22 protein-coding genes are annotated in these 23,196 nt (G+C 67.4%); 10 read left to right on the forward strand and 12 right to left on the reverse strand.

What is annotated here, in order from left to right; translation table 11 throughout:
- The 12 genes from S2M10_RS06695 to S2M10_RS06750 form a co-directional block, all read right to left on the reverse strand.
- On the reverse strand, positions 1-168 hold the full coding sequence (locus tag S2M10_RS06695) for a hypothetical protein (protein WP_157084547.1): 168 nt from the start codon (positions 166-168) through the stop codon (positions 1-3).
- Positions 168-836, reverse strand: a complete 669-nt coding sequence (locus tag S2M10_RS06700) for an NAD(P)H-dependent oxidoreductase subunit E (protein ID WP_168845416.1) — start codon at positions 834-836, stop codon at positions 168-170. The genes S2M10_RS06695 and S2M10_RS06700 overlap by 1 nt, the downstream gene beginning before the upstream one ends.
- Entirely contained in the window at positions 836-2,065 is a 1,230-nt protein-coding gene (locus tag S2M10_RS06705; RefSeq protein WP_168845417.1) for an NADH-quinone oxidoreductase subunit D, read from the reverse strand. The genes S2M10_RS06700 and S2M10_RS06705 overlap by 1 nt, the downstream gene beginning before the upstream one ends.
- The gene (locus S2M10_RS06710; RefSeq protein ID WP_168845418.1) at positions 2,062-2,898 is read right to left on the reverse strand and encodes an NADH-quinone oxidoreductase subunit C; all 837 of its coding nucleotides are present in this window, start codon (positions 2,896-2,898) and stop codon (positions 2,062-2,064) included. The genes S2M10_RS06705 and S2M10_RS06710 overlap by 4 nt, the downstream gene beginning before the upstream one ends.
- Entirely contained in the window at positions 2,895-3,434 is a 540-nt protein-coding gene (locus tag S2M10_RS06715) for an NADH-quinone oxidoreductase subunit B (protein WP_010545151.1), read from the reverse strand. The genes S2M10_RS06710 and S2M10_RS06715 overlap by 4 nt, the downstream gene beginning before the upstream one ends.
- Entirely contained in the window at positions 3,425-3,799 is a 375-nt protein-coding gene (gene ndhC, locus S2M10_RS06720; protein ID WP_168845419.1) for an NADH-quinone oxidoreductase subunit A, read from the reverse strand. Before ndhC ends, S2M10_RS06715 begins: the two co-directional genes overlap by 10 nt.
- A gap of 129 nt (positions 3,800-3,928) precedes the next feature.
- Positions 3,929-5,329, reverse strand: a complete 1,401-nt coding sequence (locus S2M10_RS06725; RefSeq protein WP_168845420.1) for a chemotaxis protein CheW — start codon at positions 5,327-5,329, stop codon at positions 3,929-3,931.
- An 8-nt stretch (positions 5,330-5,337) separates the two neighbouring features.
- Positions 5,338-7,806, reverse strand: coding sequence for a PAS domain-containing methyl-accepting chemotaxis protein (locus S2M10_RS06730; protein WP_168845421.1), 2,469 nt, complete (start codon positions 7,804-7,806; stop codon positions 5,338-5,340).
- A gap of 127 nt (positions 7,807-7,933) precedes the next feature.
- Positions 7,934-8,749 (reverse strand): inositol monophosphatase family protein, encoded by an 816-nt coding sequence (locus tag S2M10_RS06735; RefSeq protein ID WP_168845422.1) that lies wholly within the window; start codon positions 8,747-8,749, stop codon positions 7,934-7,936.
- Between the two features lie 118 nt (positions 8,750-8,867).
- Positions 8,868-9,431, reverse strand: coding sequence for an elongation factor P (gene efp, locus S2M10_RS06740; RefSeq protein WP_168845423.1), 564 nt, complete (start codon positions 9,429-9,431; stop codon positions 8,868-8,870).
- A 40-nt stretch (positions 9,432-9,471) separates the two neighbouring features.
- Complete coding sequence (locus tag S2M10_RS06745; RefSeq protein WP_168845424.1) at positions 9,472-10,047, reverse strand: M23 family metallopeptidase; 576 nt, start codon at positions 10,045-10,047, stop codon at positions 9,472-9,474.
- Positions 10,048-10,051: 4 nt separating this feature from the next.
- Positions 10,052-11,044, reverse strand: a complete 993-nt coding sequence (locus S2M10_RS06750) for a L,D-transpeptidase (RefSeq protein ID WP_168845425.1) — start codon at positions 11,042-11,044, stop codon at positions 10,052-10,054.
- A 114-nt stretch (positions 11,045-11,158) separates the two neighbouring features.
- Between S2M10_RS06750 and S2M10_RS06755 the strand changes: the two genes are divergently transcribed.
- The 10 genes from S2M10_RS06755 (at position 11,159) to S2M10_RS06800 (ending at position 23,067) form a co-directional block, all read left to right on the forward strand.
- Positions 11,159-12,241 carry a potassium channel protein gene (locus S2M10_RS06755; protein WP_168845426.1) on the forward strand — a complete coding sequence of 361 codons (1,083 nt, stop codon included), beginning with the start codon at positions 11,159-11,161 and terminating at the stop codon, positions 12,239-12,241.
- Between the two features lie 171 nt (positions 12,242-12,412).
- The gene (locus tag S2M10_RS06760; RefSeq protein ID WP_168845427.1) at positions 12,413-13,177 is read left to right on the forward strand and encodes an AcvB/VirJ family lysyl-phosphatidylglycerol hydrolase; all 765 of its coding nucleotides are present in this window, start codon (positions 12,413-12,415) and stop codon (positions 13,175-13,177) included.
- 81 nt (positions 13,178-13,258) lie between these two features.
- A complete protein-coding gene (mprF, locus tag S2M10_RS06765; protein ID WP_168845428.1) occupies positions 13,259-15,850 on the forward strand; it encodes a bifunctional lysylphosphatidylglycerol flippase/synthetase MprF in 2,592 nt (863 codons plus the stop codon).
- 58 nt (positions 15,851-15,908) lie between these two features.
- Positions 15,909-16,778, forward strand: a complete 870-nt coding sequence (locus tag S2M10_RS06770; RefSeq protein ID WP_168845429.1) for an NAD(P)-dependent oxidoreductase — start codon at positions 15,909-15,911, stop codon at positions 16,776-16,778.
- A 268-nt stretch (positions 16,779-17,046) separates the two neighbouring features.
- Complete coding sequence (locus S2M10_RS06775; RefSeq protein WP_168845430.1) at positions 17,047-17,313, forward strand: DUF6356 family protein; 267 nt, start codon at positions 17,047-17,049, stop codon at positions 17,311-17,313.
- 26 nt (positions 17,314-17,339) lie between these two features.
- A complete protein-coding gene (locus S2M10_RS06780) occupies positions 17,340-18,689 on the forward strand; it encodes an FAD/NAD(P)-binding protein (RefSeq protein ID WP_168845431.1) in 1,350 nt (449 codons plus the stop codon).
- Between the two features lie 51 nt (positions 18,690-18,740).
- Positions 18,741-19,781, forward strand: a complete 1,041-nt coding sequence (gene hppD, locus S2M10_RS06785; protein ID WP_168845432.1) for a 4-hydroxyphenylpyruvate dioxygenase — start codon at positions 18,741-18,743, stop codon at positions 19,779-19,781.
- Between the two features lie 275 nt (positions 19,782-20,056).
- The gene (hmgA, locus tag S2M10_RS06790; protein ID WP_168845433.1) at positions 20,057-21,334 is read left to right on the forward strand and encodes a homogentisate 1,2-dioxygenase; all 1,278 of its coding nucleotides are present in this window, start codon (positions 20,057-20,059) and stop codon (positions 21,332-21,334) included.
- Positions 21,335-21,490: 156 nt separating this feature from the next.
- On the forward strand, positions 21,491-21,916 hold the full coding sequence (locus tag S2M10_RS06795; protein WP_168845434.1) for a Rieske 2Fe-2S domain-containing protein: 426 nt from the start codon (positions 21,491-21,493) through the stop codon (positions 21,914-21,916).
- Positions 21,913-23,067 (forward strand): isovaleryl-CoA dehydrogenase, encoded by a 1,155-nt coding sequence (locus S2M10_RS06800; RefSeq protein ID WP_168845435.1) that lies wholly within the window; start codon positions 21,913-21,915, stop codon positions 23,065-23,067. Before S2M10_RS06795 ends, S2M10_RS06800 begins: the two co-directional genes overlap by 4 nt.
- Positions 23,068-23,196: the final 129 nt, after the last annotated feature.

Raw genomic sequence — 23,196 nt, forward strand, 5'->3', positions numbered from 1 at the left:
TTAGCGTCCCTTCCCGACCAGCTTCTGTACGAACAGATAGAAGACTACGGCCAGACCGATCAGGACGAGCGTCCCGATCAAGTTAAATGCAAGCTTGAGCACCCAGCCGAGCACGACGATGCCGCCGATGATGGCCAGGATGGTGACGATGAGGCTGTTGCCCCGCATCACCATTCGCCCCGATAGTCATGGTTCTCATTGACCATCGCGGTGAGCGTCGTCGGTCCGCCCAGCGGCTCCACGGTGTGGCGGCCCGGCTCCTGCGTGCCGGTCTTGGGGCTCTCGCCCTTGGCCAGCGCGTCGAGGATCGCGAGGGTGCGATCATAATCGAGATCTTCGAAATTGTCGTCGTTGATCTGCACCATCGGCGCCGACGAGCAATTGCCCATGCACTCGACCTCGGTGAGCGTGAACAGCCCGTCCGCGGTGGTGTGGCCCTTCTTCAGCCCGCGCGCCTTGCACGCGGCCATCACGTCGTCCGACCCGCGCAGCATGCACGGCGTCGTGCCGCAGACCTGCACATGGTAACGGCCGACCGGCACCAGGTTGAACATGGTGTAGAAGGTCGCGACCTCGAACACGCGGATGTACGGCATGTCGAGCTGGCGGGCGACGAACTCGATCACCGGAACCGGCAGCCAGCCCTGGGTGTTCGTCTCGGCACCCACCTGGCGCTGCGCCAGATCGAGGAAAGGGATGGTGCACGACATTTGGCGGCCCGCCGGATAGCGCGACATGATCTCGCGCGCCTTCTCGGCATTGGCCGGCGTCCAGGCGAAATTGCCCCAGCGCGCGCGCACTTCGGCTTCGTCGGGGAGTTGAGGAGCGTCAGCCATCAGCGGTCACATTCACCGAAAACGATATCCATGGCGCCCAGGATGGCGGTGATGTCCGCCAGCATGTGCCCCTTGGACATGAAGTCCATCGCCTGCAGGTGGCTGAACGCGGTCGGGCGCACCTTGCAGCGATAGGGTTTGTTGGTGCCGTCGGACACCAGATACACGCCGAACTCCCCCTTGGGGCTCTCGGTCGCGACATAGACTTCGCCCGCCGGCACGTGATAGCCTTCGGTGAAGAGCTTGAAGTGATGGATCAGCGCTTCCATCGACTGCTTCATTTCGCCGCGCTTCGGCGCGCCGACCTTACGGTCGAGCGTCAAGACCGGGCCTTCCGGCATGTCCTGGATGCACTGCTTGATGATGCGGGCCGACTGATAGACTTCCTCGACGCGCACCATGAAGCGATCATAGCAATCGCCGCGGGTACCCACCGGGATCTCGAAGTCGACGCGGTCGTACACGTCATAGGGCTGCGAACGGCGGATATCCCAGGGGATGCCGGCGGCGCGGATCATCGGGCCGGAGAAGCCCCACTTGATCGCGTCCTCGCGGCTCACCGTCGCGATGTCGACGTTGCGCTGCTTGAAGATGCGGTTCTCGGCGACCAGGCTGATCGCGTCGCCGAACAGCTGCGGCAGGCGCGTGTCGAGCCATTCCGCGATGTCGTTCAAGAGCTTGACCGGCACGTCCTGGCGAACCCCGCCGACGCGGTAATAGTTCGAGTGCATGCGCGCACCCGAGGCCCGCTCGAAGAAGTTCAGGCAGTCCTCGCGGATCTCGAACATCCACAGGTTCGGCGTCATCGCGCCGACGTCCATCACGTGGCTGCCCAGGTTCAGCATGTGGTTGCAGATGCGGGTCAGCTCGGCGAACAGCACGCGCAGATACTGGCCGCGCAACGGCACCTCGAGGTCGAGCAGCTTCTCGACCGCGAGCACATAGCTGTGCTCCATCGCCAGCGGCGAGCAGTAATCGAAGCGATCGAAATACGGCAGCGCCTGGGTGTAGGTCTTGTACTCGATCAGCTTCTCGGTGCCGCGGTGGAGCAGGCCGACATGCGGATCGATGCGCTCGATGATCTCGCCGTCCAGTTCGGTGACGAGACGGAGCACGCCGTGCGCCGCGGGATGCTGCGGGCCGAAATTGATCGTGTAGTTCGCGATTTCGGTATCGCCCGTCGCCGGGTCGATCTCGCGCGCCATGATCTTGTCGACGGTATCGCTCATTTGTTCTGCCCTTCGCCCTTGGTCGGGACGACGTCCGGATCCTTGGGCTTCTCGCCGGGCTGGTTGCCCGGGTGCGGCTGACCGGCACCGGTCTGGGCCGGGGACTCGGTGGTCTTGGTGTCCTTGCCCTGCGCCGGCTCGCTCTTGGCGGCAGCGGTGTCGGCCTTGGCCACCTCGCCTGCCTTGACCGGCGTCGGCGCGCCCTTGGCTTCGGGCTGCGGCGCCTTCTCGTCACCGGGCAGGACGTACTTGGCGCCTTCCCACGGGCTCATGAAGTCGAAGTTGCGGAAGTCCTGCGCCAGGCTGACCGGCTCATAGACCACGCGCTTCGCCTCTTCCGAATAGCGCACTTCGACATACCCGGTCATCGGGAAGTCCTTGCGCAGCGGATGCCCCTGGAAACCGTAATCGGTCAGGATGCGGCGGAGGTCGGTATTGCCCGAGAACAGCACGCCGTACATGTCGTACGTCTCGCGCTCGAGCCAGCCGGCGACCGGCCAGATATCGGTCACGCTCGGCACCGGCTTTTCCTCGTCGGTGGTGACGCGGACGCGGATCCGGTGGTTCCGGGTGAACGAGAGCAGCTGGTAGACGACGTCGAAGCGCTCGGACCGCTCCGGATAGTCGACGCCCGCGATCTCGCTGAGCTGCTGATATTCCAGGCCCGGCGTGTCGCGCAGCGCAAGCATCGCGTCGCACAGCCTGTCGCGGACGACGGTGAGCGACACCTCGCCCACGGCATCCTTCGCCTCAATGAGCAGATCGCCGAGAGCGGCCTTGGCTGCCTCGATCACGCCGTCGTTCACGGCATAGCGGGGAGCAGGCGCCCTCACCGGTCCAGGCTCCCGATGCGGCGGATCTTCCGCTGCAGCTGCATGATGCCATAGAGCAGCGCCTCGGCGGTCGGCGGGCAGCCGGGGACATAGATGTCCACGGGCACCACGCGATCGCAGCCGCGAACAACGCTGTAGCTATAGTGGTAATAGCCGCCGCCATTGGCGCAGCTGCCCATCGAAATCACGTATTTCGGTTCCGACATCTGGTCATAGACCCGGCGCAACGCCGGGGCCATCTTGTTGCACAGCGTGCCCGCGACGATCATCACGTCCGACTGACGCGGAGAAGCACGCGGCGCGGCGCCGAAACGCTCCATGTCGTAGCGCGGCATGTTGACGTGGATCATCTCCACCGCGCAGCACGCCAGACCGAAGGTCATCCACCACAGCGAGCCGGTACGGGCCCACTGAAACAGTTCCTCGGTGGAGGTGACGAGAAAGCCCTTGTCGGCAATCTCGGCGTTGATGTCGTTCAGGAAGCCGACGTCCGGGAGCGTACCGGCCGGGGGCGGCGCCGAAAGCTCTACTCCCATTCCAGGGCTCCCTTCTTCCAGGCATAGATTAGACCGAGCAGCAGCTCGGCGACAAAGATCATCATCGAGAACCAGGCGGTCCAGCCGAGCTTGAACACGCTCACCGCCCACGGATACAGGAAGGCCGCTTCCAGATCGAAGACGATGAACAGGATCGCGACGAGGTAGAAGCGCACGTCGAACTGGCTGCGCGAATCCTCGAAGGCGGGGAAGCCGCACTCATATTCGGTGAGCTTTTCTGGCGTCGGCTTGTTCGTGCCGGTGAGGCGCGACACGAGCATCGGCAGGAACACGAACGTGCCCGAGAGCAACAGGGCGATCCCCAGAAACAGCAGGATCGGCAGATATTGTGACAGGTCGACCAATGGCCTTCTCTTCTCGCGAATGCGGAATCTTGGGGGGCTTCTAGGACCATGATCCCAGTGCGGCAAGGCCTGGAACCGCTGAGAATCATTCGCAATTGTTAAGGGGTCGTGAACCGGTCCGACGGCGGGTCAAGCAAGCGTATGAATTCGGATGGAATGCGCGGTCCCGTCGATCGTTGCAGGGACGAACTGGGCGCCGGGACTTCCCCCTGGTACAGGGAGTGCCGGCGCATTGATGATCGTCGCCAGCCGCTGCGCGAGGAAGCCACGTGCGCCCTGCCCCTCGCGATCGCGCGCGATGATCAGCAATTTGGCCTCGTCGGGCTGCACACCCGGCTCGACACCATAGACCGAGATCGGCAGGCCGCGATGGTCGGTGAGGCCGCACAGCCCCGAATAATCCTCGACTCGCGAGGACAGACCGCGAAACGGCACGACCTCGCGGATCGCGTCGAGGGGCGTCGCCAGCAGCCGCGCGCCGGTATCGAAGATCAGGAAGGCGTTGTTGGACGCCGCACCTTCGCGCGCCACGCTGGCCGTTTTCCCGCCGCTTTGCGCCGGCGCCCGGCACAATGCCGCCATTGCCTTGATCGCAGGATCGGCGCGAACCGCCGCGCTGTCGAGCACCAGATTCTGGCCGCCTGCGGGATCGGTGGCGATGCCGGTGAACAGCGCGCTGCGCTGCGCCAGCCCGGGCGGGACCGGCCCGAACTTGTCCTCGGGGATGCGGGCAACGCTGCGCACGCTTTCGACGTGCCAGCCGACCAGCTTGTCCTCGCCGATGCGCAGCAGGATCACCGGCCCGGGGGAATCGTCCGGCGTCGAGCCATCGAGCCCCAAGGTCGCGAGCTGGTCGAAGACACGCACGTCGCGGCCCAGATAGTTGACGTTGCGGGCCCAGCCCGGGGCGGGAACGGCGCAACGCCGCAGGCTGATCGCGGGGGCGGTGCTTTCCACAAGGTGGCTGTCGATGGCGATGTCGACGCCGGCGACCGTGACCAGCACGAACGGACGCGCCCGCGCCAGCGCGGCGCTGTCTGCCTCGCGGGAATGGCAGCGCACGAGCGGCAGTCCCGGCATCGCGAACAGCGTGACCGGATCCAGGATCCCGACGAGATGTGCTTCGCGAGCGAAGGCGCGATCGACCAGCCGCGCCGCACCGGTCGAGTCGACCAGCTCGCGCACCGCCGACACCGGGATGCGGTACAGGCCGGAAACCGTATCGATCCGAAGGCCCAGCAGCATGTCGTCCTTGCGCAGCACGACGATCGTGCCACCCGTGCCTGTCCGTTCACCGAACCCGAGCAGCACGGTGACGTCGACGACGGGAATAACATCCCCGCGCACGCCGATCGATCCGATCAGCGCGGGATGGCTGCCGAAGCGCGGCCCCATCTCCGCCGGGCACGGCACCACCTCGCGGACCCAGTCCACCGGCACTGCCAGTTCGATGCCGCACAGGCGAAGCAGACCCACATCGATGTGCCGCCGCCCCGCCTCCCCGATCGGTGCGACCAGATCGGTAGCCATCTGCATGGTCAGATCGTGCTGTGCGTGGAGGTCGCGAGATCGTCGATCATCGCCACCACCTGGCGCGAGGTCTCGCGCTGGGCGCTGACCGACTGGGCGATGCCCGAAATCGCCCCGGTGGTCTTTTCGACGCAGCCAGCGATCGACTCGAAGGCTTCGCGCGCCGAACGCGATCGCTCGGTGCCCTGCGCGACCCGCTCGCTCGATTCCCCGATCAGGCGGTTGATCTCCTCGGCGGCCGAGGCGCTGCGCTCCGCGAGCTTGCGCACTTCTTCCGCGACGATCGAGAAGCCGACGCCGTGCTCGCCGGCGCGCGCCGCCTCGATCGCGGCGTTGAAGGCAAGCAGATTGGTTTGTCCGGCAAGATCGCCGATCACATCGACGATGCTGGCGATCTTCTTCGAGGACGCGGCCATCAGCTCCATCGACTCGATCGTGCCCTCGATCGCGCTGGTGCCGCGGTCGGCAGCCGACTGGGTTTCGGCGGCGAGGCCGGTGGCACTCCCCGCGCCCTCGCTGATCGTCTTGATCGCGTCCGAAAGCGTGCCCACCACGCCCTGCATCTGCTCGGTCTTGGCGGCGATCTTGCGCTCCAGCATCACCTGATCCGTCACGTCATAGGCATATTTGATCACGCGCGCGGGGTTGCCCTGCAGGTCGAAGACCGGCGAGTAGCTTGCCTGGATGTACACGTCGCGATCATATTTGCCGATGCGGTGGAACCGCCCGGACTTGCCTTCCCCCTTGGCCAGGTCGCGCCAGAAATCGCCATAATCCTTCGATTTCAGATGGGCGGGGTCGACGAACATCGAGTGATGCCGCCCTTGGATCTCGCGCAGCGTGTAGCCCATGGTCGACAGGAAATTCTCGTTGGCGGTGAGAATTTCGCCTTCGAGGGTGAATTCGATCGTCGCCAGGCTGCGGTCCACCGCCTGGGCGCGGCTCTTGCCCTCGATCGCGCTCTTCTTCCGTTCGGTGATGTCGGTGGCGAACTTCACCACCTTCACGACGTTCCCCAGCCCGTCGAAGATCGGGTTGTAGGTGGCCGCGAGCCAGATTTCCTCGCCCTTCTTGTTGCGACGACGGAACTCGCCTGCGACGAATTCGCCATGGCTGAGGTCCGCCCAGAAGCGGGCGTATTCCACCGAAGTGACCTGCTCCGCGTCGCAGAACATCTTGTGGTGCTTGCCCACCACGTCATCGCGGTAATAGCCGGTGGCGGAAAGGAAATTCTCGTTCGCGTCGAGGATCATGCCGTCCGGCGTGAACTCGATCACCGCTTGGGCGCGACTGATCGCGGCGACCTTGCCCTCGGCGTCGGCGGAAGCCAATTTCTGGTCGGTGATGTCGTGCGCGTATTTGACCACCTTGGTCAGCTTGCCGTCGGCATCGACGATCGGGTTGTAGGTCGCGCGGATCCACACCCGGCGGCCGTCCTTGCCGATGCGCGGGAAGATGCCCGCCTGGAACTCGCCCGCGGCCAGCTTGCGCCAGAAATTGGCGTATTCCTCGCTTTTCGCATAATCGGGGTCGCAGCAGGTGCGGTGGTGCTTGCCGATCAGTTCGCTGCGATCATACCCCATGGTTCGCAGGAACATTTCGTTCGCCGCGACGACATTGCCGTTCGTATCGAACTCGATCACCGCCGTCGAGCGATCGATCGCCGCCAGCTTGCCCGACGCTTCGGCGCTTTCGACCTGCGCCTGGGTCACGTCCATCGCGAACTTGACGATTTTAACGGGCAGGCCCTGATGGTCGAGAATCGGATTGTAGGTTGCCTGGATCCAGCGGTCGCTGCCGTCCTTCGCGACACGCTTGTAGAGCCCGCCGTCGAACTCGCCGCGACCAAGCCGTTCCCAGAACTGGCGATACGCCGGCGAGCGCGCATGTTCCGGCGTGCAGAAGATGCGGTGATGCTGGCCGACGACTTCCTCGGCCTTGTAGCCCATCAGATCGCAGAAATTCTCGTTGGCGGTGAGCACGCGGCCGGAAAGATCGAACTCGATCATCGCGGTGGCGCGGCTGAACGCATTCAAAATGCTCTGGTTGAGCGCGGCCTCGATCCTCGCGCCGCGCACGTCGCGGGCGATGAGGATGATCGATTTTACCTTGCCCTTCTCACCCCGCACCGGCGCATAATAACCGGCCAGCCACACGTCTTTGCCATCGCAACCGTCGCGACGCTCGGTTTCCTCGATCGTCTCGCCGGCGCGCAGTCGGTCCCAGAACGCCGCATAAGCCGGGCTCGCGGCATAGTCCTCATTGCAGAAGAAGCGGTGGTGCTGGCCGACAACGGTTGAAAGCACACAGCCCATCGCGTCGAGAAAGTGCTGATTGGCGCGGGTCAGGATGCCGTCCGGGCTGAACTCGGCCACCGCATAGAGCCGGTCGAGCACCGAACCCACGTCATGGCAGAATGCCTCGTCCGTCGCCTCTCCCTGCCGTTCGTTGCCGAGACCGGTCACTTCCATGTTCATGCGCCGTTCGTCCTGCTTCACCCGGCATGATAGCCGATGGCGTTTTAAGGAACTTATAGGGCACAAATTCCCAGAAAAGATCTGGAAACAAAGTTAATCCGCCGGCTCCGTACTCGTACGGACCGCCTCAGCGCAGCGCGTTGGCGACGAGCTTGTGAAGCTTGGAATGCAGCCCGTCATTGGCGGCGAGGAACTGGTTGCGCTGCATCGCCATGTCCTGGCCGCGATAGTCGGTGACGAAGCCCCCGGCTTCCTTGACCAGCAGCATGCCCGCCGCGACGTCCCAGGGCTTCAGGTCCGATTCCCAATAGCCGTCGAAGCGCCCAGCGGCGACCCAGGCGAGGTCGAGCGCGGCCGAGCCGAGCCGGCGGATGCCCGCCACTTCCGGAGCGACCGCACCGAAGATGCGGCTCCACTCGGCGAAATTGCCATGGCCCATGAACGGAATGCCGGTCGCGATCAGCGCCTCGGACAGGTCGCGCCGCGCCGAGACGCGCAGCCGCTGGTCCTGCAGCCAGGCGCCCCGGCCCTTCTCCGCCCAGAAGCTCTCGTCGGTCAGCGGCTGGTACACCAGGCCGTGGGTAATCTCGGGCTTGCCCTGGCTGCCATTGGGATCCTCCACCGCGATCGCGATCGAGAAATGCGGGATGCCGTGGAGGAAGTTGGTGGTGCCGTCGAGCGGATCGACGATGAAGCGCGGCTTGTCCGGATCGCCCGGCTGCTCGCCGCCCTCCTCGCCGAGGATGCGCCAGTCGGGACGCGCCTTGCGCAGTTCCTCGATCAGCGTCTGCTCGGCGCGCTTGTCCGCCATGCTCACGAAATCGGCCGGGCCCTTGCGGCTGACCTGCAGATGTTGGACCTCGTTGAAGTCGCGACGCAGGCGGGGGGCCGCCTTGCGAGCGGCACGGTCCATGACGGTGAGAAGGCCGGAAAAGGCTGCCATATCAATCTCTCTCCCTGCCGCTGCTGCGGGGGACTAAGGAAGGCCTGACCCGAAACGGGAAAAGGGGACGCAGGCCTGCCGTCCCCTTCCCTTCGCATGTTCGGCCGAAGCCGGCAGATCAGTCCGCGCGGCGGACGTAGGTCTGCTCGTACACGTCGACGACGATGCGCGTGCCGCTGCCGATATGCGGCGGCACCATCACGCGCACGCCGTTGTCGAGCACGGCCGGCTTGTACGAGGAGGAGGCCGTCTGGCCCTTCACCACCGCGTCGGCCTCGACGATCGTCGCCTCGATCGTGTCGGGCAGCTGGACGCTGATCGCCTCGTCGTCATAGAGTTCCATCACCACGTCCATGCCGTCCTGCAGGAAGGCCGCCGCATCGCCGAGCAGGTCGCGCGGCAGCGTGGTCTGGTCGTAGGTTTCCTTGTCCATGAACACGAGCATGTCGCCTTCCGGATACAGGAACTGGAAATCCTTGGTGTCGAGGCGCACGCGCTCCACGGTCTCGGCCGAGCGGAAGCGGACGTTGTTCTTGCGGCCGTCGCGCAGGTTCTTGAGTTCGACCTGCATATAGGCACCGCCCTTGCCGGGCTGGGTGTGCTGAATCTTGACGGCGCGCCAGATGCCGCCTTCATATTCGATGATATTGCCGGGACGGATGTCCACGCCGCTGATCTTCATGGATCGTGCCTGTATGTGAGAAAGAGCTGAGCGGCGCCCTTTAGCTCCGCGCGGGCTTTCCCGCAAGCAGGGGATAGGGATCGATATTGGTGCCCTGCCACCAGCCCTCGCCGGGGGCCATGCGCTTGACCTCGAAATGGAGGTGCGGGGCGCCGCCATCGGCGCTGCCGCTGTCGCCCACCGTGGCGATCGGCTGGCCCTGGCGGACGGCCGTGCCCTCGGCCACGCCGATCGTATCGAGATGGGCGTAATAATGCACCGTCGCGCCATCGGGCGACCGGACGTAGAGCGTGTGGCCGCCGAGATCGCTCTCGAACTGCTTCTCCACCCTGCCCGACGCGGCGGCGAGCACCGGCGTGCCCTTGGGCGCGAGGATGTCGATGGCATGGTGCTCGCGGGTGCCGTCGCCGCGCGGCTCGCCCCAGTTGCTGTGAAGCGCGGCGGCAGGAACGCCCTGCACCGGGATGACCAGGCCGGACGCCGAGGCTGCAGGAGGCGCCGCGCGCTCCGCGTCGGCTTGCGGCGACTGACCCGGCGGCAGAAACCGCACGCGCGACACCAGCAGCGCAAGCAGTGCGATCACAACCAGCCCTGCGATCAGGCCGAAGCGCCGCACGGCGCTATTCCTGGAAGATCGCCGGGGTGCCCGGCTTCACCATCAGCGCCACCCGCGCGGCATCCCAGTTGGTCAGGCGGATGCAGCCATGGCTCTCGGTACGGCCGATCGTCTGCGGCTCGGGGGTGCCGTGGATGCCGTAATGCTCCTTGGAGAGGTCGATCCATACCACGCCCACCGGCCCGTTCGGCCCCGGCGGCAGCATCGCGGCATCGTCGCCCTTCTTGGCATCCCAGAACAGGTCCGGATTATAGTGAAACTTCGGATTGGTGTCGTTGCCGTAGATCTTCCACCGGCCGATCGGCAGCGGATCATGCTCGCTGCCCATGGTGGCGCTGAACTGCGCGACCAGCCGGTTGCCGCTGTCATAGACCTTCAGCACGCCCTCAGACTTGTCGACAACGAGGTGATCGGCCTGGGGCTGGCGCGGATCGACGTTGAGCATATTGAGCGTCTGGCGCCATTCGGGCTTCCAGTCGGCCGGATAGGCGCGCGAGCCCGGCAGCGCGTTGGGCAGCCGCAGCATCGTGCCCGTCTTGATCGTGGTCACGCCGGGGTTGAGCGCGGTGATCACCTCGGGCGTGGTGTGGAACATCTCCGCCAGCTTCTCCAGCGGGTTGCGATAGCCGATCGTCGACAGCTTGGCCTGGGCGTTCAGATCCTTGGGGATCGGATCGACGAACGGCCCGCGCATCGTCTCCGCGCCCACCGCAAGCGTCCGCACCGGGCGCAGCGCGCGATAGCGGTGGAGCACCGCCAGCGTCGCCGGGTCGATCACCCCGGTCACCTTCAGCCCGCGCGCCTCCTGCAGCCCGCGCACCGCGGCGGTCAGCGACTGGCCCGATCGCCCATCGAGGATGCCGGGGCCGAAGCCGAGATGATCCAGGATCACCTGCGCATGGAGAATGTTGAGGTCGACCGGCGGCTTCGGGGTGGGTGCCTGCGCCAATGCCGGCGCGGCGAACGACATGGCAATCAACCCAACCCATTTCCGCATGCAACCTCTCCCGCCTATGTGCTGACAGGGATTGAACGTTCGCATCGCGGTGGGGTTGCCGCTGCGGACAAACCCCGATGGACAAGCCGCACGCCCCGTGTCCTTATCGACGCGATGCGGGGGATTCTTTCAGAGGCGGAACAAGTGCTCGGCTCGCCCGTGCGCAATCTTGTGTCGATCCTGCTGTTCGTTCTCGCGGTCGCGGTGCTGGCGACGATCGGCTATATGGCGGCGGGCTGGAGCTTCGTCGACGCGAGCTACATGGTGGTGCTGACCATCTACACCGTCGGCTATGGCGAGGTCCGCCCGATCGACACCCCCTATCTCCACGCGCTGACCATGGGCACGATGGTGCTGGGCTGCACCGGCATGATTCTGCTCACCAGCGCGCTCGTCCAGTTCTTCACTGTCCTGCAATTGCAGAGCATTTTCGGAGCAACCCGCATGCAGAGCCGCATCGACAAGCTCGCCGACCATGTCGTGATCTGCGGCTATGGCCGGATCGGGCTGATGCTCGCCCGCGACCTTGCCGCCGCTGCCGTGCCGGTGGTGGTGATCGAGCGCGGCGCCGAACGCCGCGCCGAGGCCGAGGCGGCGGGGCTGTGCACCCTTGCCGGCGACGCAACCGAGGAAGAGGTGCTGGTCGCCGCCGGCGTCGCCCGCGCCCGCGCGCTCGCCACGGTGCTGCCCGACGACGCGGCGAACGTGTTCATCACCTTGAGCGCGCGCAACCTCAACGCCGGGCTGGAGATCATCGCGCGCGGCGAAGCGCCGACCACCGAGCGCAAGCTGATCCATGCTGGCGCCGACCGCGTCGTCTTCCCCACCCATATCGGCGCCGAGGCGATGGCGCGGATGATCCTCTATCCGCACCGCGCGCAGCTGCAGGGCGACGCACAGCTCGGGCGGCTGCGGCGCGAGCTCGGCGCGCTCGGGCTCGAGGTGGAACTGGTCGAGGTGGCGACAGGATCGGCGATGGCCGGGCTCACCGTCGAGGAAGCCGAGCGCCGCGCCGGGGGCAGCGTGTTCATCGTCCAGATCGACCGCGCCGACGGCCGCACGATCCCCCGCCCCGCCCGCGACGAGCGGCTGGAGGCCGGCGACAAGGCGGCGGTGGTGATGCGCGATGTCGCGGCGGTCGCCCGGGCGCTGTTCACCGCACGGGCGGAGATCCGCGCCGGGCGGAACAAGTTTTGACCGTTCTTAAGCCCCTCCTCCTCGGAGGAGGGGTTGGGGTGGAGGGATTCCAGAACAGATGTTGGTCTCGGTGAGACACTGCCCCACCCCAACCCCTCCCCTGAAGGGGAGGGGCTAAGAATGAGCGCACCCTTCAGCCCCCCTTCATCTCCAACCCTATAAGGCGCAACGATGGCGACCCCCTCCCCCCACACCCGTCGTCTCGCCTGGAAACGCTTGGCCGCCGCCGTCCTCGCGCTCCTCGCCGCGATCGCCTTCGGGGTCTATTGGAGCGCCGGCTTCCTCGATCGCGATCCCGTCCATCTCTACGGCATGCCGGCACCGCCGCGCACCGCGCCGATCGCCGCCGTGTTCCTCTCGGGCGACATGGGGCTCCGCTACGGCATGGGATCCTATGTGGTCGAGGCGCTCGCGGGCGCAGGCGTGCCGGTCTATGCGGTGGCGAGTTCGACCGCCTTCGCGCGGCACCTCAGCCATGCCGAGGTCGAGGCATTGCTCGCCGATGCGATCCGGGAGGCGCGCCGCCGCACCGGCGCCGCCAGGGTGATCGTCATCGGCCAGTCGTTCGGCGCGGACATGGCGCGGGTCGGCATGGCGTCGCTGCCGGGTGAGCTGCGCGCGCGGGTGGCAGCGCTGGTGCTGGTGGTGCCCGGTACGACCGCCTATTTCCGGGCCGATCCGCTCGGCTTCGCCTATCTCGGCAGGCCCGATGCCGACGCCGCCTCGGCCCGCGCGATCGACTGGCTGCCGGTCACCTGCATCGGCGGCGCCGAGGAGGCGGACAGCCTGTGCCCGACGCTGCTCGCCCCCAACGTCCGCCGGATCACCCTGCCCGGCGGCCATTTCCTGCGGATGGACCACGACCTGCTGGTCCGCACCGTGTTCGCCGCGCTCGCCCCGGTCCTCGGCGCCCATCTCGACGCGCCGGCGCCATAAGCGTCCGCACGATTGCCGATGGCGGGCTGCCCGGCGTAAGGCGGAGCCCGCGCGGAGACCCAGGAGGCCGGGGGGAATTGCATGCCGATCGCCGATAGCGAAGCGCCGGAACACGCGCCGGGGGCAGAGCAGGGTCTTCTCCCCCGGCTCGCCCGCCATCGCCGGCCGCTGCTGATGCTGCTGGCGCTCGCGCTGGCGCTGCTCGGCTTCGAGGCGGTGCGCGCGATCCTCGCGGAGGTCCATCTGCGCGACGTGCGGCACGCGCTGCACCAGATAGAAGTGGGGCGGATGGCGGCGGCGCTCGGGCTGACCATCGCTTCCTACCTTGCGCTCACCTGGTATGACGCGTTCGCGGTGCGCGCGATCGGACAGCGCCTGCCCTGGCGCACCACCGCGCTCGCCTCGTTCACCAGCTACACGATCAGCCACAATCTCGGCCTGTCGCTGCTCACCGGCGGGACCGCGCGGCTGCGGGCGTACGGCGCGGCGGGGCTCGACTTCGCCGATGTCGCGCGGATCACGCTGATCGCCGGCGCCACCTCCTGGAGCGGCGTGTTCGCCGTGACGGCGATCGCGCTGCTGGCGGCGCCGCACCCGCTGGCGCTGTTCGGCCGGACGCTGCCGCCGGCGCTGCTCCACGGCGCAGGCTTGGCCATGCTGCTCGCCTTTGCCGCGCTGTTCACGGCACGCGCCCGCGGGCTCGCCGAACTGCGCCTCGGCAGCGCAAGCCTGCCGCTGCCGCCGGTGCCGCTGATGGCGGGCCAGATCGGTATCGCCGCGCTCGACCTCGCCTGCGCCTCGGGCGCGCTGTTCGTGCTGATTCCGCATGCCGATCCGGCGCTGATCGGCGGCTTCTTCCTCGCCTATGCGCTGGCGATCGTCATCGCGCTGATCAGCCATGTGCCGGGCGGCATTGGCGTGTTCGAAGCGGTCATGCTCGCGCTGGTGCCGATCGGCCGCAGCGACCTGTTCGCCGCGCTGCTGCTCTACCGGCTGGTCTATTATCTGCTGCCGCTGCTGGTGGCGGGCGGGCTGCTGGTCGGCATCGAGGGCCGCCGCCTGCGCCACCCGATCGCGGCGGGACTGGGCGTCGCGCACCGGATCGGCCAGGCGCTTGCGCCGCCCCTGCTCGCGCTGCTGGTGTTCGGCGGCGGGCTGGTGCTGCTCGTCTCGGGCGCGCTGCCGCCCGCCCATGGGCGGATGCACCCGCTCCACGACATCCTGCCGCTGCCCTTCGTCGAAGGCTCGCACTTCGCGGCGAGCCTCGTCGGCACCGCGCTGCTGCTGATCGCCCCGGCCGTGCAGGCGCGGCTGAAAAGCGGCTTCCACGCCGCGCGGCTGCTGTTGCTGGCGGGGGCGTTGTTCTCGGTCGCCAAGGGCTTTGACTACGAGGAAGCGACGGTGCTGCTGTTCGTCGCCGGATTGCTCCAATATGCCCGGCCCGGCTTCTATCGCAGCGCCGGGATCGGATCGGCGCCGATCGCGCGCTGGTGGTGGGCGGCGGCGCTGATCGGACTGCTGCTCAGCGCCTGGGCCGGCCTGTTCGCCTATAAGCACGTGCCGTACAGCGACGACCTGTGGTGGGACTTCGCCTGGCGCGGCAACGCCCCGCGGTTCCTGCGCGCGACGCTGGGGGCGACGATGCTGCTGGTCGGCTGGGCCTTCTGGCGGCTGATGTCGGCCGCGCCTCGCGTGCGCGAACATGCGATGCTCGACCCGGACGTCGCCGCGCGCGCGATCGCCGTCACCAGCCGGGCGGACGCGATGCTCGCTTTTGCCGGCGACAAGGATTTCCTGGTCTCCGCCTCGGGCGACGCCTTCCTGATGTATCGTGTGCAGGGCCGCAGCTGGATCGTGATGGGCGATCCCGTCGGCCCGGACGCCGCCTGGTCGGAGCTGATCTGGGAGATCCGCCGCCGCTGCGATGCCGCGCACGGCCGGCTCTGCCTGTTCCAGGTCAGCGCGGCGATGCTGCCGCTGGTCGTCGAACTGGGGCTCCAGCCGATGAAATATGGCGAGGAGGCGGTGGTCGATCTCCGCCAGGGCTATGACCTCAAGGGCGGCGCGTTCAAGTCGCTGCGCTATTCGGTCAAGCGCGCGACCAGCGAAGGGCTGGTGTTCGAGGTGGTACCCGCCGCGCAGGTTCCCGCCCTCATGCCCGAGCTCCAGCGCGTGTCCGATGCGTGGCTGGCGGACAAGCCCGGCGCCGAGAAGCGCTTCAGCCTCGGCCGCTTCGATCCCGACTATCTCTCGCATTTCGATTGCGCCGTGCTGCGGCTGGCGGGCGAGATCGTCGCCTTCGCCAATCTCTGGGAGACGCCCAATCGCGAGGAAATCTCGGTCGACCTGATGCGGCACCGGCCGGACACGCCCTATGGCGCGATGGACCTGCTCTTCGTCCGCCTGCTGCAATATGGCGCGGCGCAGGGGTTCGAACGATTCAACCTCGGCATGGCGCCGCTCTCCGGCCTCAATCCCGGCCCGCTCGCGCCGATCTGGTCGCGGCTGGGCGCGGCGGTCTATGGCCATGGCGAGCGGCTCTACGGCTTTTCGGGGCTGCGCGCGTTCAAGCAGAAGTTCGGGCCCGCCTGGGTGCCGCGCTATATCGGCACCACGCCGGGCGTTTCGGTGCCGCGGGCGCTGATCGACGCGGCGGTGCTGATCGGCGGATAGCCCCTTGGGTTCTGAAGCCCGCACCCCACATGCTGCACCGCAATCCAGGGAGACACGCATGGACCTCGCATTTCTCGGGCTCGGACAGATGGGGATCGCCATGGCGGGCGCGCTGCTCGATGCCGGCCACACCCTCACCGTCTGGAACCGCTCGCCCGACAAGGCCGAACCGCTGACGACACGCGGCGCCCGCCTCGCCCGCACCCCGCGCGAAGCCGCCGACGGCGCGCAGGCCGTGCTGACCATGGTGGCGGACGATGCCGCCCTCGAAGCGATCCTCGAAGGCTCCGACGGCATCCTCGCCGGCATGGCACCGGGCGCGCTGCATCTTTCGCACAGCACCATCGCCGTCGCCACCGCCGACACGCTGGCCGAGCGCCACGCCGGAGCGGGCCATCACTTCGTCTCGGCGCCGGTATTCGGCCGCCCGCCGGTCGCCGCGCAGGGGAAGCTCGCCATCGTCGCCGCCGGTGCGCCCGAGGCGATGGCGGCCGCCGCGCCGATCCTCGACGCACTCGGCCGCGTCACCTTCCCGATGGGCGACACGCCCTCGGCGGCGAACCTGGTGAAGCTCGCCGGCAATTTCATGATCATGGCCACGGTCGAGGCGTACGGCGAGGCGATGTCGCTCGGCGAGAAGGGCGGTGTCGCCCGCGAGAAGATGCTCGAGGTGTTCTCGGGCACGATCTTCGACGGGGCGATCCACAAGGTCTATGGCCCGCCGATCGCCGAGCGCCGCCACCGCCCCGCCGGCTTCGCCGCGCCTTTGGGGCTCAAGGACATGCGCCTCGCCGGGGAAGCGGCGGAAGCGGTGGGCGCGAAGCTCCCGCTGCTCGACCTGGTCCGCGCGCACCTCACCGAGACCGTCGCCACCGAAGGCAGCGATGTCGACGTGACCGCGCTCGCGGAGACGATCGCCAAGCTGTGACTTTTCTCCCTCTCCCCTTGTGGGAGAGGACTTCCCTCGCGGCGATGGACAGCCGCCTCGCGAAGCTGTCGTCATTCCCGCGAAGGCGGGAATCCATTTGCCAGGACGCTCGGGGCAGGAACCGCAGCTTCAGCGGCGATGGATCCCCGCCTTCGCGGGGATGACGGCGTATTTGCGTGCAGTCGCGCCCCTTCTCTATCGCGCCAGAAGAGAGGGATTCGGGACCGACGCCCTTTCCCGCCGCCCCGATCCCGCGTACCTTCCCCCCATGATCACTCGGCTTTTCCTCGCCCATCCCCGCAGCGTCGGCGAAAGCTATCGCGAGCATGCCGCGACGGCAGCGAAGTTCGGCGCGACGATGATGGTCGGCGGCGCCGCCTGCATCGTCCATGCGGTGCTGCCGTTCCTGTTCGTCCGCACCGCGAGCGATTCGGTGAAGCGGCTCTACGCCCAGATGAAGGCGCGCCAGCCCGCCTTTGCCGAGCAGCAACCCGCCTTCCGCCAGCCCGAGTGGCAGCTCGACTACGAAATCTGACGCCGGCATCGGGGGGAGCCGCCACCATGATCGAACACGTCGCCATCATCGGCGCGGGCTTTTCGGGCACGCTCCAGGCGATCAACCTGATCCGCCACGAAGGCCCGCGCGCGACGCTCATCGAGCGCGCGCCGGTGGCGGGCACCGGACTCGCCTATGGCGCGGCGCACCCTTCGCACCTGCTCAACGTCCGCGCCGCGAACATGAGCGCCTTCCCGGACGATCCCGCCCATCTCGTCCGCTGGCTGGAGGCGCGCGGGGTGGACAATGCCGCCGCCAGCTTCGTGCCCCGCCGCGTCTATGGCGCGTATCTGCGCGAGATGCTCGACCAGGCGCTCGCCCGCTATCCCGACCGGCTCCGCCTCGTTCGCGGCGAGGTGGCGGACGTGACCTTCGACGCCGACGGCGCGACGCTCCAGCTGTCGGACGGCACGCTGCGCGCCGACGCGGCGGTGCTCGCGGTCGGCAATCTGCCGCCGCACGACCCGCCGGGGCTGGATCCCGCAACGCTTTCCGCCGAACGCTACAAGGGCGATCCCTGGGACCCGAGCGTCCCCGAAAGCCTTTCCGACAGCGATACCGTGCTCGTGATCGGCACCGGCCTCACCATGGTCGACGTGGCGTTGCTGCTGGAGGCGCGCGGGTTCGGCGGCAGGATCGTCGCCGTCTCCCGCCGGGGTCTGCTCCCCCGCCCCCATGCGCCCGGTGAGGACTGGGACAAGCTCCGCGAGCGCCCGCGCAGCCGCGCCTCCACGCTCCTGCGCGCGGTCCGGCAGCGCGCCGAGCAGGTGGGCTGGCGCAACGCGGTCGACGAGCTTCGCCCCTTCACCCAGCCGATATGGGCCAATGCGAGCGAGGAGGAGCGCGCCCGCTTCCTCCGCCACCTCCGCCCCTGGTGGGACGTCCACCGCCACCGCCTCGCCCCCGAGGTCCATGCCCGGCTGCAGGCGCTGATCGATCGCGGCCAGCTGGAGGTGCGCGCCGCCAAGACGCTGGGGTTCGCCGAGGGTCCGGACGGCATCGCCGTCACGCTCCGCCCGCGCGGACAGGATGCGCCCGAGACGCTTCGCGCCCAGCGCATCGTCAACTGCACCGGCCCGCTCGGCGACCTCGCCCGCTCGCGCGAACCGTTGCTCCAACGCCTTGCCGCCCGCGGGGTGATCCGCCCCGATCCTGCGCATATCGGCATCGACGTCGACAACCAGGGCCAGACCATCGCCGCCGACGGGCGCGCGAACGCAAATCTTTATGCGCTGGGCCCAATGACCCGCGGCGCCTTCTGGGAGATCGTCGCGGTGCCCGATATCCGCACCCAGACCTGGGCGGTCGCCCGCCGGCTCTCCAACGCGCACTGGGTCGGGGGCGAGGGTCTGTAGCGAACTGGTAACATTTGACACTAAATCGGGAATCGGGGTATCAGGCCGGCCATGACCGATACCGCCAATCCGCTCGGCCTCAACGGCTTCGAGTTCGTCGAGTTCACCTCGCCCGATCCGGACGCGATGGCGCGCCAGTTCGAGCAGCTGGGCTTCGTTGCCAGCCACCGCCATCCGCGCAAGAACATCACGCGGTACAAGCAGGGACGCATCAACCTGATGCTCAATCGCGACGATGCCGGCCGCGTCGCCGCCTTCCGCGGCGAGCACGGCCCCTCGGCCAGCGCGATGGCGTTCCGCGTCTCGGACCCGGCGAAAGCGATGGAATGGGCGCTCGCCCATGGCGGCAAGCCGACGGATGAGGACGACACCGTCATCCAGGGCATCGGCGGCTCCTATCTCTATTTCATCCAGGACGGCAGCGACCTCTATGCCGACTGGGCCGAGTTCCCCGGCTGGCGCGAGGCGGAGGCGGAGAACAGCGTCGGCCTCGACCTGCTCGACCACCTCACCCACAATGTCCGCCGCGGCCAGATGCGGGTGTGGAGCGAATTCTACCGCACGCTCTTCGGCTTCGAGGAGCAGAAGTATTTCGACATCAAGGGCAAGGCGACCGGCCTGTTCAGCCAGGCGATGATCGCCCCCGACAAGGCGATCCGCATCCCGCTCAACGAGAGCCAGGACGACAACAGCCAGATCGAGGAGTTCCTTCGCGAATATAACGGCGAAGGCATCCAGCACCTGGCCCTCACCACCGAGGACATCTACGACACGGTCGAGCGGCTGCGCGCCCGCGGCGTGCGGCTGCAGGACACGATCGAGACCTATTACGAGCTGATCGACAAGCGCGTCCCCGGCCATGGCGAGGACGTGGAGCGGCTGCGCAAGAACCGCATCCTGATCGACGGCTCGGTGGAGAATAACGAGGGCATCCTGCTCCAGATCTTCACCGAGACCATGTTCGGCCCGATCTTCTTCGAGATCATCCAGCGCAAGGGCAATGAAGGCTTTGGCAACGGCAATTTCCAGGCGCTGTTCGAGAGCATCGAGCTCGACCAGATCCGCCGCGGGGTGATCAAGGTCGACGCCTGACGAGGTTGGAGAGGGAGAGCCGGGGGTGCCGCCGCAGGAACGATGGCATACCCCGGCCCCATTTCATTGCTGCCCTGGGAGTGCTGCCGCCAACACCCTACCCACCGTCATCCCCGCGAAGGCTGGGATCCATTGGCGCTGGAGCTGCGCTTCCTGCCCCGAGCGTCCTGGCAAATGGATTCCCGCCTTCGCGGGAATGACGAAGGTAGACGCGGCACTGCGACGCATAATCGGTCGCTTTCCCGTGGGAGAGACGTGTTGGAGAGGACAAGCCCGTGACCCAGTATTTCGCCGGCTTCGGCAACCATGTCTCCACCGAGGCCGTGCCCGGCGCGCTGCCGATCGGCCGCAACAGCCCGCAGCGGCCGCCGTTCGGCCTGTACGCCGAGCAGCTCTCCGGCACCGCCTTCACCGCGCCGCGCGCCGAGAACCGCCGCTCCTGGCTCTATCGGCTGCGGCCGAGCGCCGAACATCCGCCGTACACGCCGTACGACGGCTCGCCGCTGTTCTCGCCGCACACGCCGGCGAAGCCGCTGGCACCCAATCGCCTCCGCTGGGATCCCGTACCCGCCCCCGCGGCGCCGGTCGACTGGATCGACGGCATGGAGACGATGCTGGCGACGCGCGATCCCGCCGATCTGGAAGGCGTGGTCGTCCACCGTTACGCAGCCAATCGCGACATGGACAATCGTGCCTTCGTCGATGCGGACGGCGAACTGCTGTTCGTGCCGCAAGCCGGCGCGCTCACGCTGCTGACCGAGCTCGGCCGGATCGATATCGCCCCCGGCCATATCGCGGTCATCCCGCGCGGCATCCGCTTCCGCGTGCTGCTGCCGGAAGGCACCGCCACCGGCTATGTCGCCGAGAATTTCGGCGCGCCCTTCCGCCTGCCCGATCTCGGGCCGATCGGCGCCAACGGCCTCGCCAACCCGCGCGATTTCGAGACCCCCGCCGCCTGGTTCGAGGACCGCGACACGCCCTTCCAGCTTGTGCAGAAGTCGTTGGCAAGTCTGTGGATAACTACCCTGCCCCACAGCCCGCTCGACGTGGTGGCGTGGCATGGCAACCTCGCGCCCTATCGCTACGATCTCGCCCGCTTCAACACGATGAACACGGTGAGCTTCGACCACCCGGACCCGTCGATTTTCACGGTGCTCACCTCGCCGAGCACCGTCCCCGGCCGCGCCAATGCCGATTTCGTGATCTTCCCGCCGCGCTGGATGGTGGCGGAGGACACGTTCCGCCCGCCCTGGTTCCACCGCAACGTGATGAGCGAGGCGATGGGGCTGATCCACGGCGCCTATGACGCCAAGGCCGAGGGCTTCGCGCCGGGCGGGCTGTCGCTCCACAACCTGATGGCGGGTCATGGCCCGGATGTCGCCAGCTGGCGCGGCGCGACCGAGGCGACCCTCAAGCCGCACAAAATCGACGGCACCCTGGCGTTCATGGTAGAGACCTGCTGGCCCTATCGCCCAACCGAGCACGCGCTGGCCCACGCCCAGCCGGACTATGACGCGGTATGGGAAGGGTTCCCCAAGGCACAGCTGCCGTGAAGCGTGCCGATGCCGCATTGCCGCTGCATTGGCATCAAAGCAGCGGTAACGCCTTCACAAAACATCGTCATTCCCGCGAAGGCGGGAATCTATTGCCCTCGACGCCGGGGGAAAGAACCGACAATGCAGCGCTAATGGATCCCCGCCTTCGCGGGGATGACGAACAGCGTATCTCACGGGTCTCCACGCTCCCCGTTCGGGGGAGGATCTGACGTGGACCGCCTCACCGCCACCCCCGCCGGCGTGAAGCTCGGCTCGCTCGACCTGATCCCCGACGGCACCGCCCGGAACTTCGTGCTGGAGATGCGCGCCGGCCGCTTTCACGGCTTCGTCGTCCGTCGCGGCGCACAGGTCTATGGCTATGTCGATCGCTGCGCCCACATGCCGGTACCGCTCACCCAGCAGCTCGACGCCTATCTCACCCCCGACGCCACCCATATCCAGTGCAGCTGGCACGGCGCGCTCTACACCGTGGAGGAGGGCCGCTGCGTCGGCGGCCCTTGCGTCGGCGCGCGACTGCTTCCATGGCCCGTAACGACAATCGACGGCATGATCGTGACCGTTGGAGAGGACACAGAATGACCCCGGATTTCGACTTCGCCCTCGGCGATTCCGCCGACATGATCCGCGATACCACCGCGCGCTTCGCCCGCGACAAGATCGCCCCGCTCGCCGCGCGGATCGACGCCGAGGACTGGTTTCCCCGCGACGAGCTCTGGGCCGCGATGGGCAAGCTGGGCCTGCACGGCATCACTGTGCCGGAAGCCGATGGCGGCCTCGGCCTCGGCTATCTCGAGCATGTCATCGCCTGCGAGGAAGTCGCTCGCGCCTCGGCCTCGATCGGCCTCAGCTACGGCGCGCATTCGAACCTCTGCGTCAACCAAATCGCCCGCTGGGGCAATGCCGAGCAGAAGGCCAAATATCTCCCCAAGCTGATCTCGGGCGAGCATGTCGGCAGCCTGGCGATGTCCGAGGCGGGTGCGGGCTCCGACGTCGTCTCGATGAAGCTCAAGGCCGAGCAGGTGCAGGGCGGCTATGTGCTCAACGGCACCAAGTTCTGGATCACCAACGCGGCGTGCGCCGACACCCTCGTCGTCTACGCCAAGACCGGGGAAGGCTCGCGCGGCATCACGACCTTCCTGATCGAGAAGGACATGCCCGGCTTCGCGATCGGCCAGAAGATCGACAAGCTGGGCATGCGCGGCTCGCCCACGTCGGAGCTGGTGTTCACCGATTGCGAGGTGCCCGAGGCGAACGTCATGGGCCCGCTCAACGGCGGCGTCGCGGTGCTGATGAGCGGGCTCGACTATGAGCGCACCGTCCTCGCCGGCATCCAGCTCGGCATCATGCAGGCCTGCCTCGATGTCGTCCTGCCGTACCTGCGCGAGCGCAAGCAGTTCGGCCAGGCGATCGGCAGCTTCCAGCTGATGCAGGCCAAGATCGCCGACATGTATGTCGCGCTCAATTCGGCGCGGGCCTATGTCTATGCCGTGGCGCGCAGCTGCGATGCGGGCAAGACGACGCGCTTCGACGCGGCCGGCGCGATCCTGCTCGCCAGCGAGAACGCCTTCCGCGTCGCGGGCGAGGCGGTGCAGGCGCTGGGCGGTGCGGGCTATACCAAGGACTGGCCGGTCGAACGCTTCCTCCGCGACGCCAAGCTGCTCGACATCGGGGCGGGGACCAACGAGATCCGCCGCATGCTGATCGGCCGCGAATTGCTGGGGGCAGCGTGATGGGAGCACTTCTTCTTAAGCCCCTCCCCTTCAGGGGAGGGGTTTGGGGTGGGGCCTGTGTCTCACCGAGACCAACCTCTGTTCTGGCATCCCCCACCCCAACCCCTCCCCTGAAGGGGAGGGGCTAAC

The sequence above is a fragment of the Sphingomonas sp. S2M10 genome (assembly GCF_012650175.1).
GTDB lineage: Bacteria > Pseudomonadota > Alphaproteobacteria > Sphingomonadales > Sphingomonadaceae > Sphingomonas.

Bases quoted from the DNA above. Each gene is read 5' to 3' on its own strand.
- S2M10_RS06730 (WP_168845421.1), bottom strand. From the start codon at position 7,806: ATGAACATGGAAGTGACCGGTCTCGGCAACGAACGGCAGGGAGAGGCG.
- S2M10_RS06795 (WP_168845434.1), top strand. From the start codon at position 21,491: ATGACGAACAGCGTATCTCACGGGTCTCCACGCTCCCCGTTCGGGGGA.
- S2M10_RS06705 (WP_168845417.1), bottom strand. From the start codon at position 2,065: ATGAGCGATACCGTCGACAAGATCATGGCGCGCGAGATCGACCCGGCG.
- S2M10_RS06800 (WP_168845435.1), top strand. From the start codon at position 21,913: ATGACCCCGGATTTCGACTTCGCCCTCGGCGATTCCGCCGACATGATC.
- efp (WP_168845423.1), bottom strand. From the start codon at position 9,431: ATGAAGATCAGCGGCGTGGACATCCGTCCCGGCAATATCATCGAATAT.
- S2M10_RS06715 (WP_010545151.1), bottom strand. From the start codon at position 3,434: ATGGGAGTAGAGCTTTCGGCGCCGCCCCCGGCCGGTACGCTCCCGGAC.
- S2M10_RS06725 (WP_168845420.1), bottom strand. From the start codon at position 5,329: ATGGCTACCGATCTGGTCGCACCGATCGGGGAGGCGGGGCGGCGGCAC.
- S2M10_RS06755 (WP_168845426.1), top strand. From the start codon at position 11,159: ATGCGGGGGATTCTTTCAGAGGCGGAACAAGTGCTCGGCTCGCCCGTG.
- S2M10_RS06695 (WP_157084547.1), bottom strand. From the start codon at position 168: ATGCGGGGCAACAGCCTCATCGTCACCATCCTGGCCATCATCGGCGGC.
- hppD (WP_168845432.1), top strand. From the start codon at position 18,741: ATGACCGATACCGCCAATCCGCTCGGCCTCAACGGCTTCGAGTTCGTC.
- S2M10_RS06770 (WP_168845429.1), top strand. From the start codon at position 15,909: ATGGACCTCGCATTTCTCGGGCTCGGACAGATGGGGATCGCCATGGCG.
- S2M10_RS06775 (WP_168845430.1), top strand. From the start codon at position 17,047: ATGATCACTCGGCTTTTCCTCGCCCATCCCCGCAGCGTCGGCGAAAGC.
- S2M10_RS06760 (WP_168845427.1), top strand. From the start codon at position 12,413: ATGGCGACCCCCTCCCCCCACACCCGTCGTCTCGCCTGGAAACGCTTG.
- S2M10_RS06700 (WP_168845416.1), bottom strand. From the start codon at position 836: ATGGCTGACGCTCCTCAACTCCCCGACGAAGCCGAAGTGCGCGCGCGC.
- mprF (WP_168845428.1), top strand. From the start codon at position 13,259: ATGCCGATCGCCGATAGCGAAGCGCCGGAACACGCGCCGGGGGCAGAG.
- S2M10_RS06735 (WP_168845422.1), bottom strand. From the start codon at position 8,749: ATGGCAGCCTTTTCCGGCCTTCTCACCGTCATGGACCGTGCCGCTCGC.
- S2M10_RS06780 (WP_168845431.1), top strand. From the start codon at position 17,340: ATGATCGAACACGTCGCCATCATCGGCGCGGGCTTTTCGGGCACGCTC.
- S2M10_RS06750 (WP_168845425.1), bottom strand. From the start codon at position 11,044: ATGCGGAAATGGGTTGGGTTGATTGCCATGTCGTTCGCCGCGCCGGCA.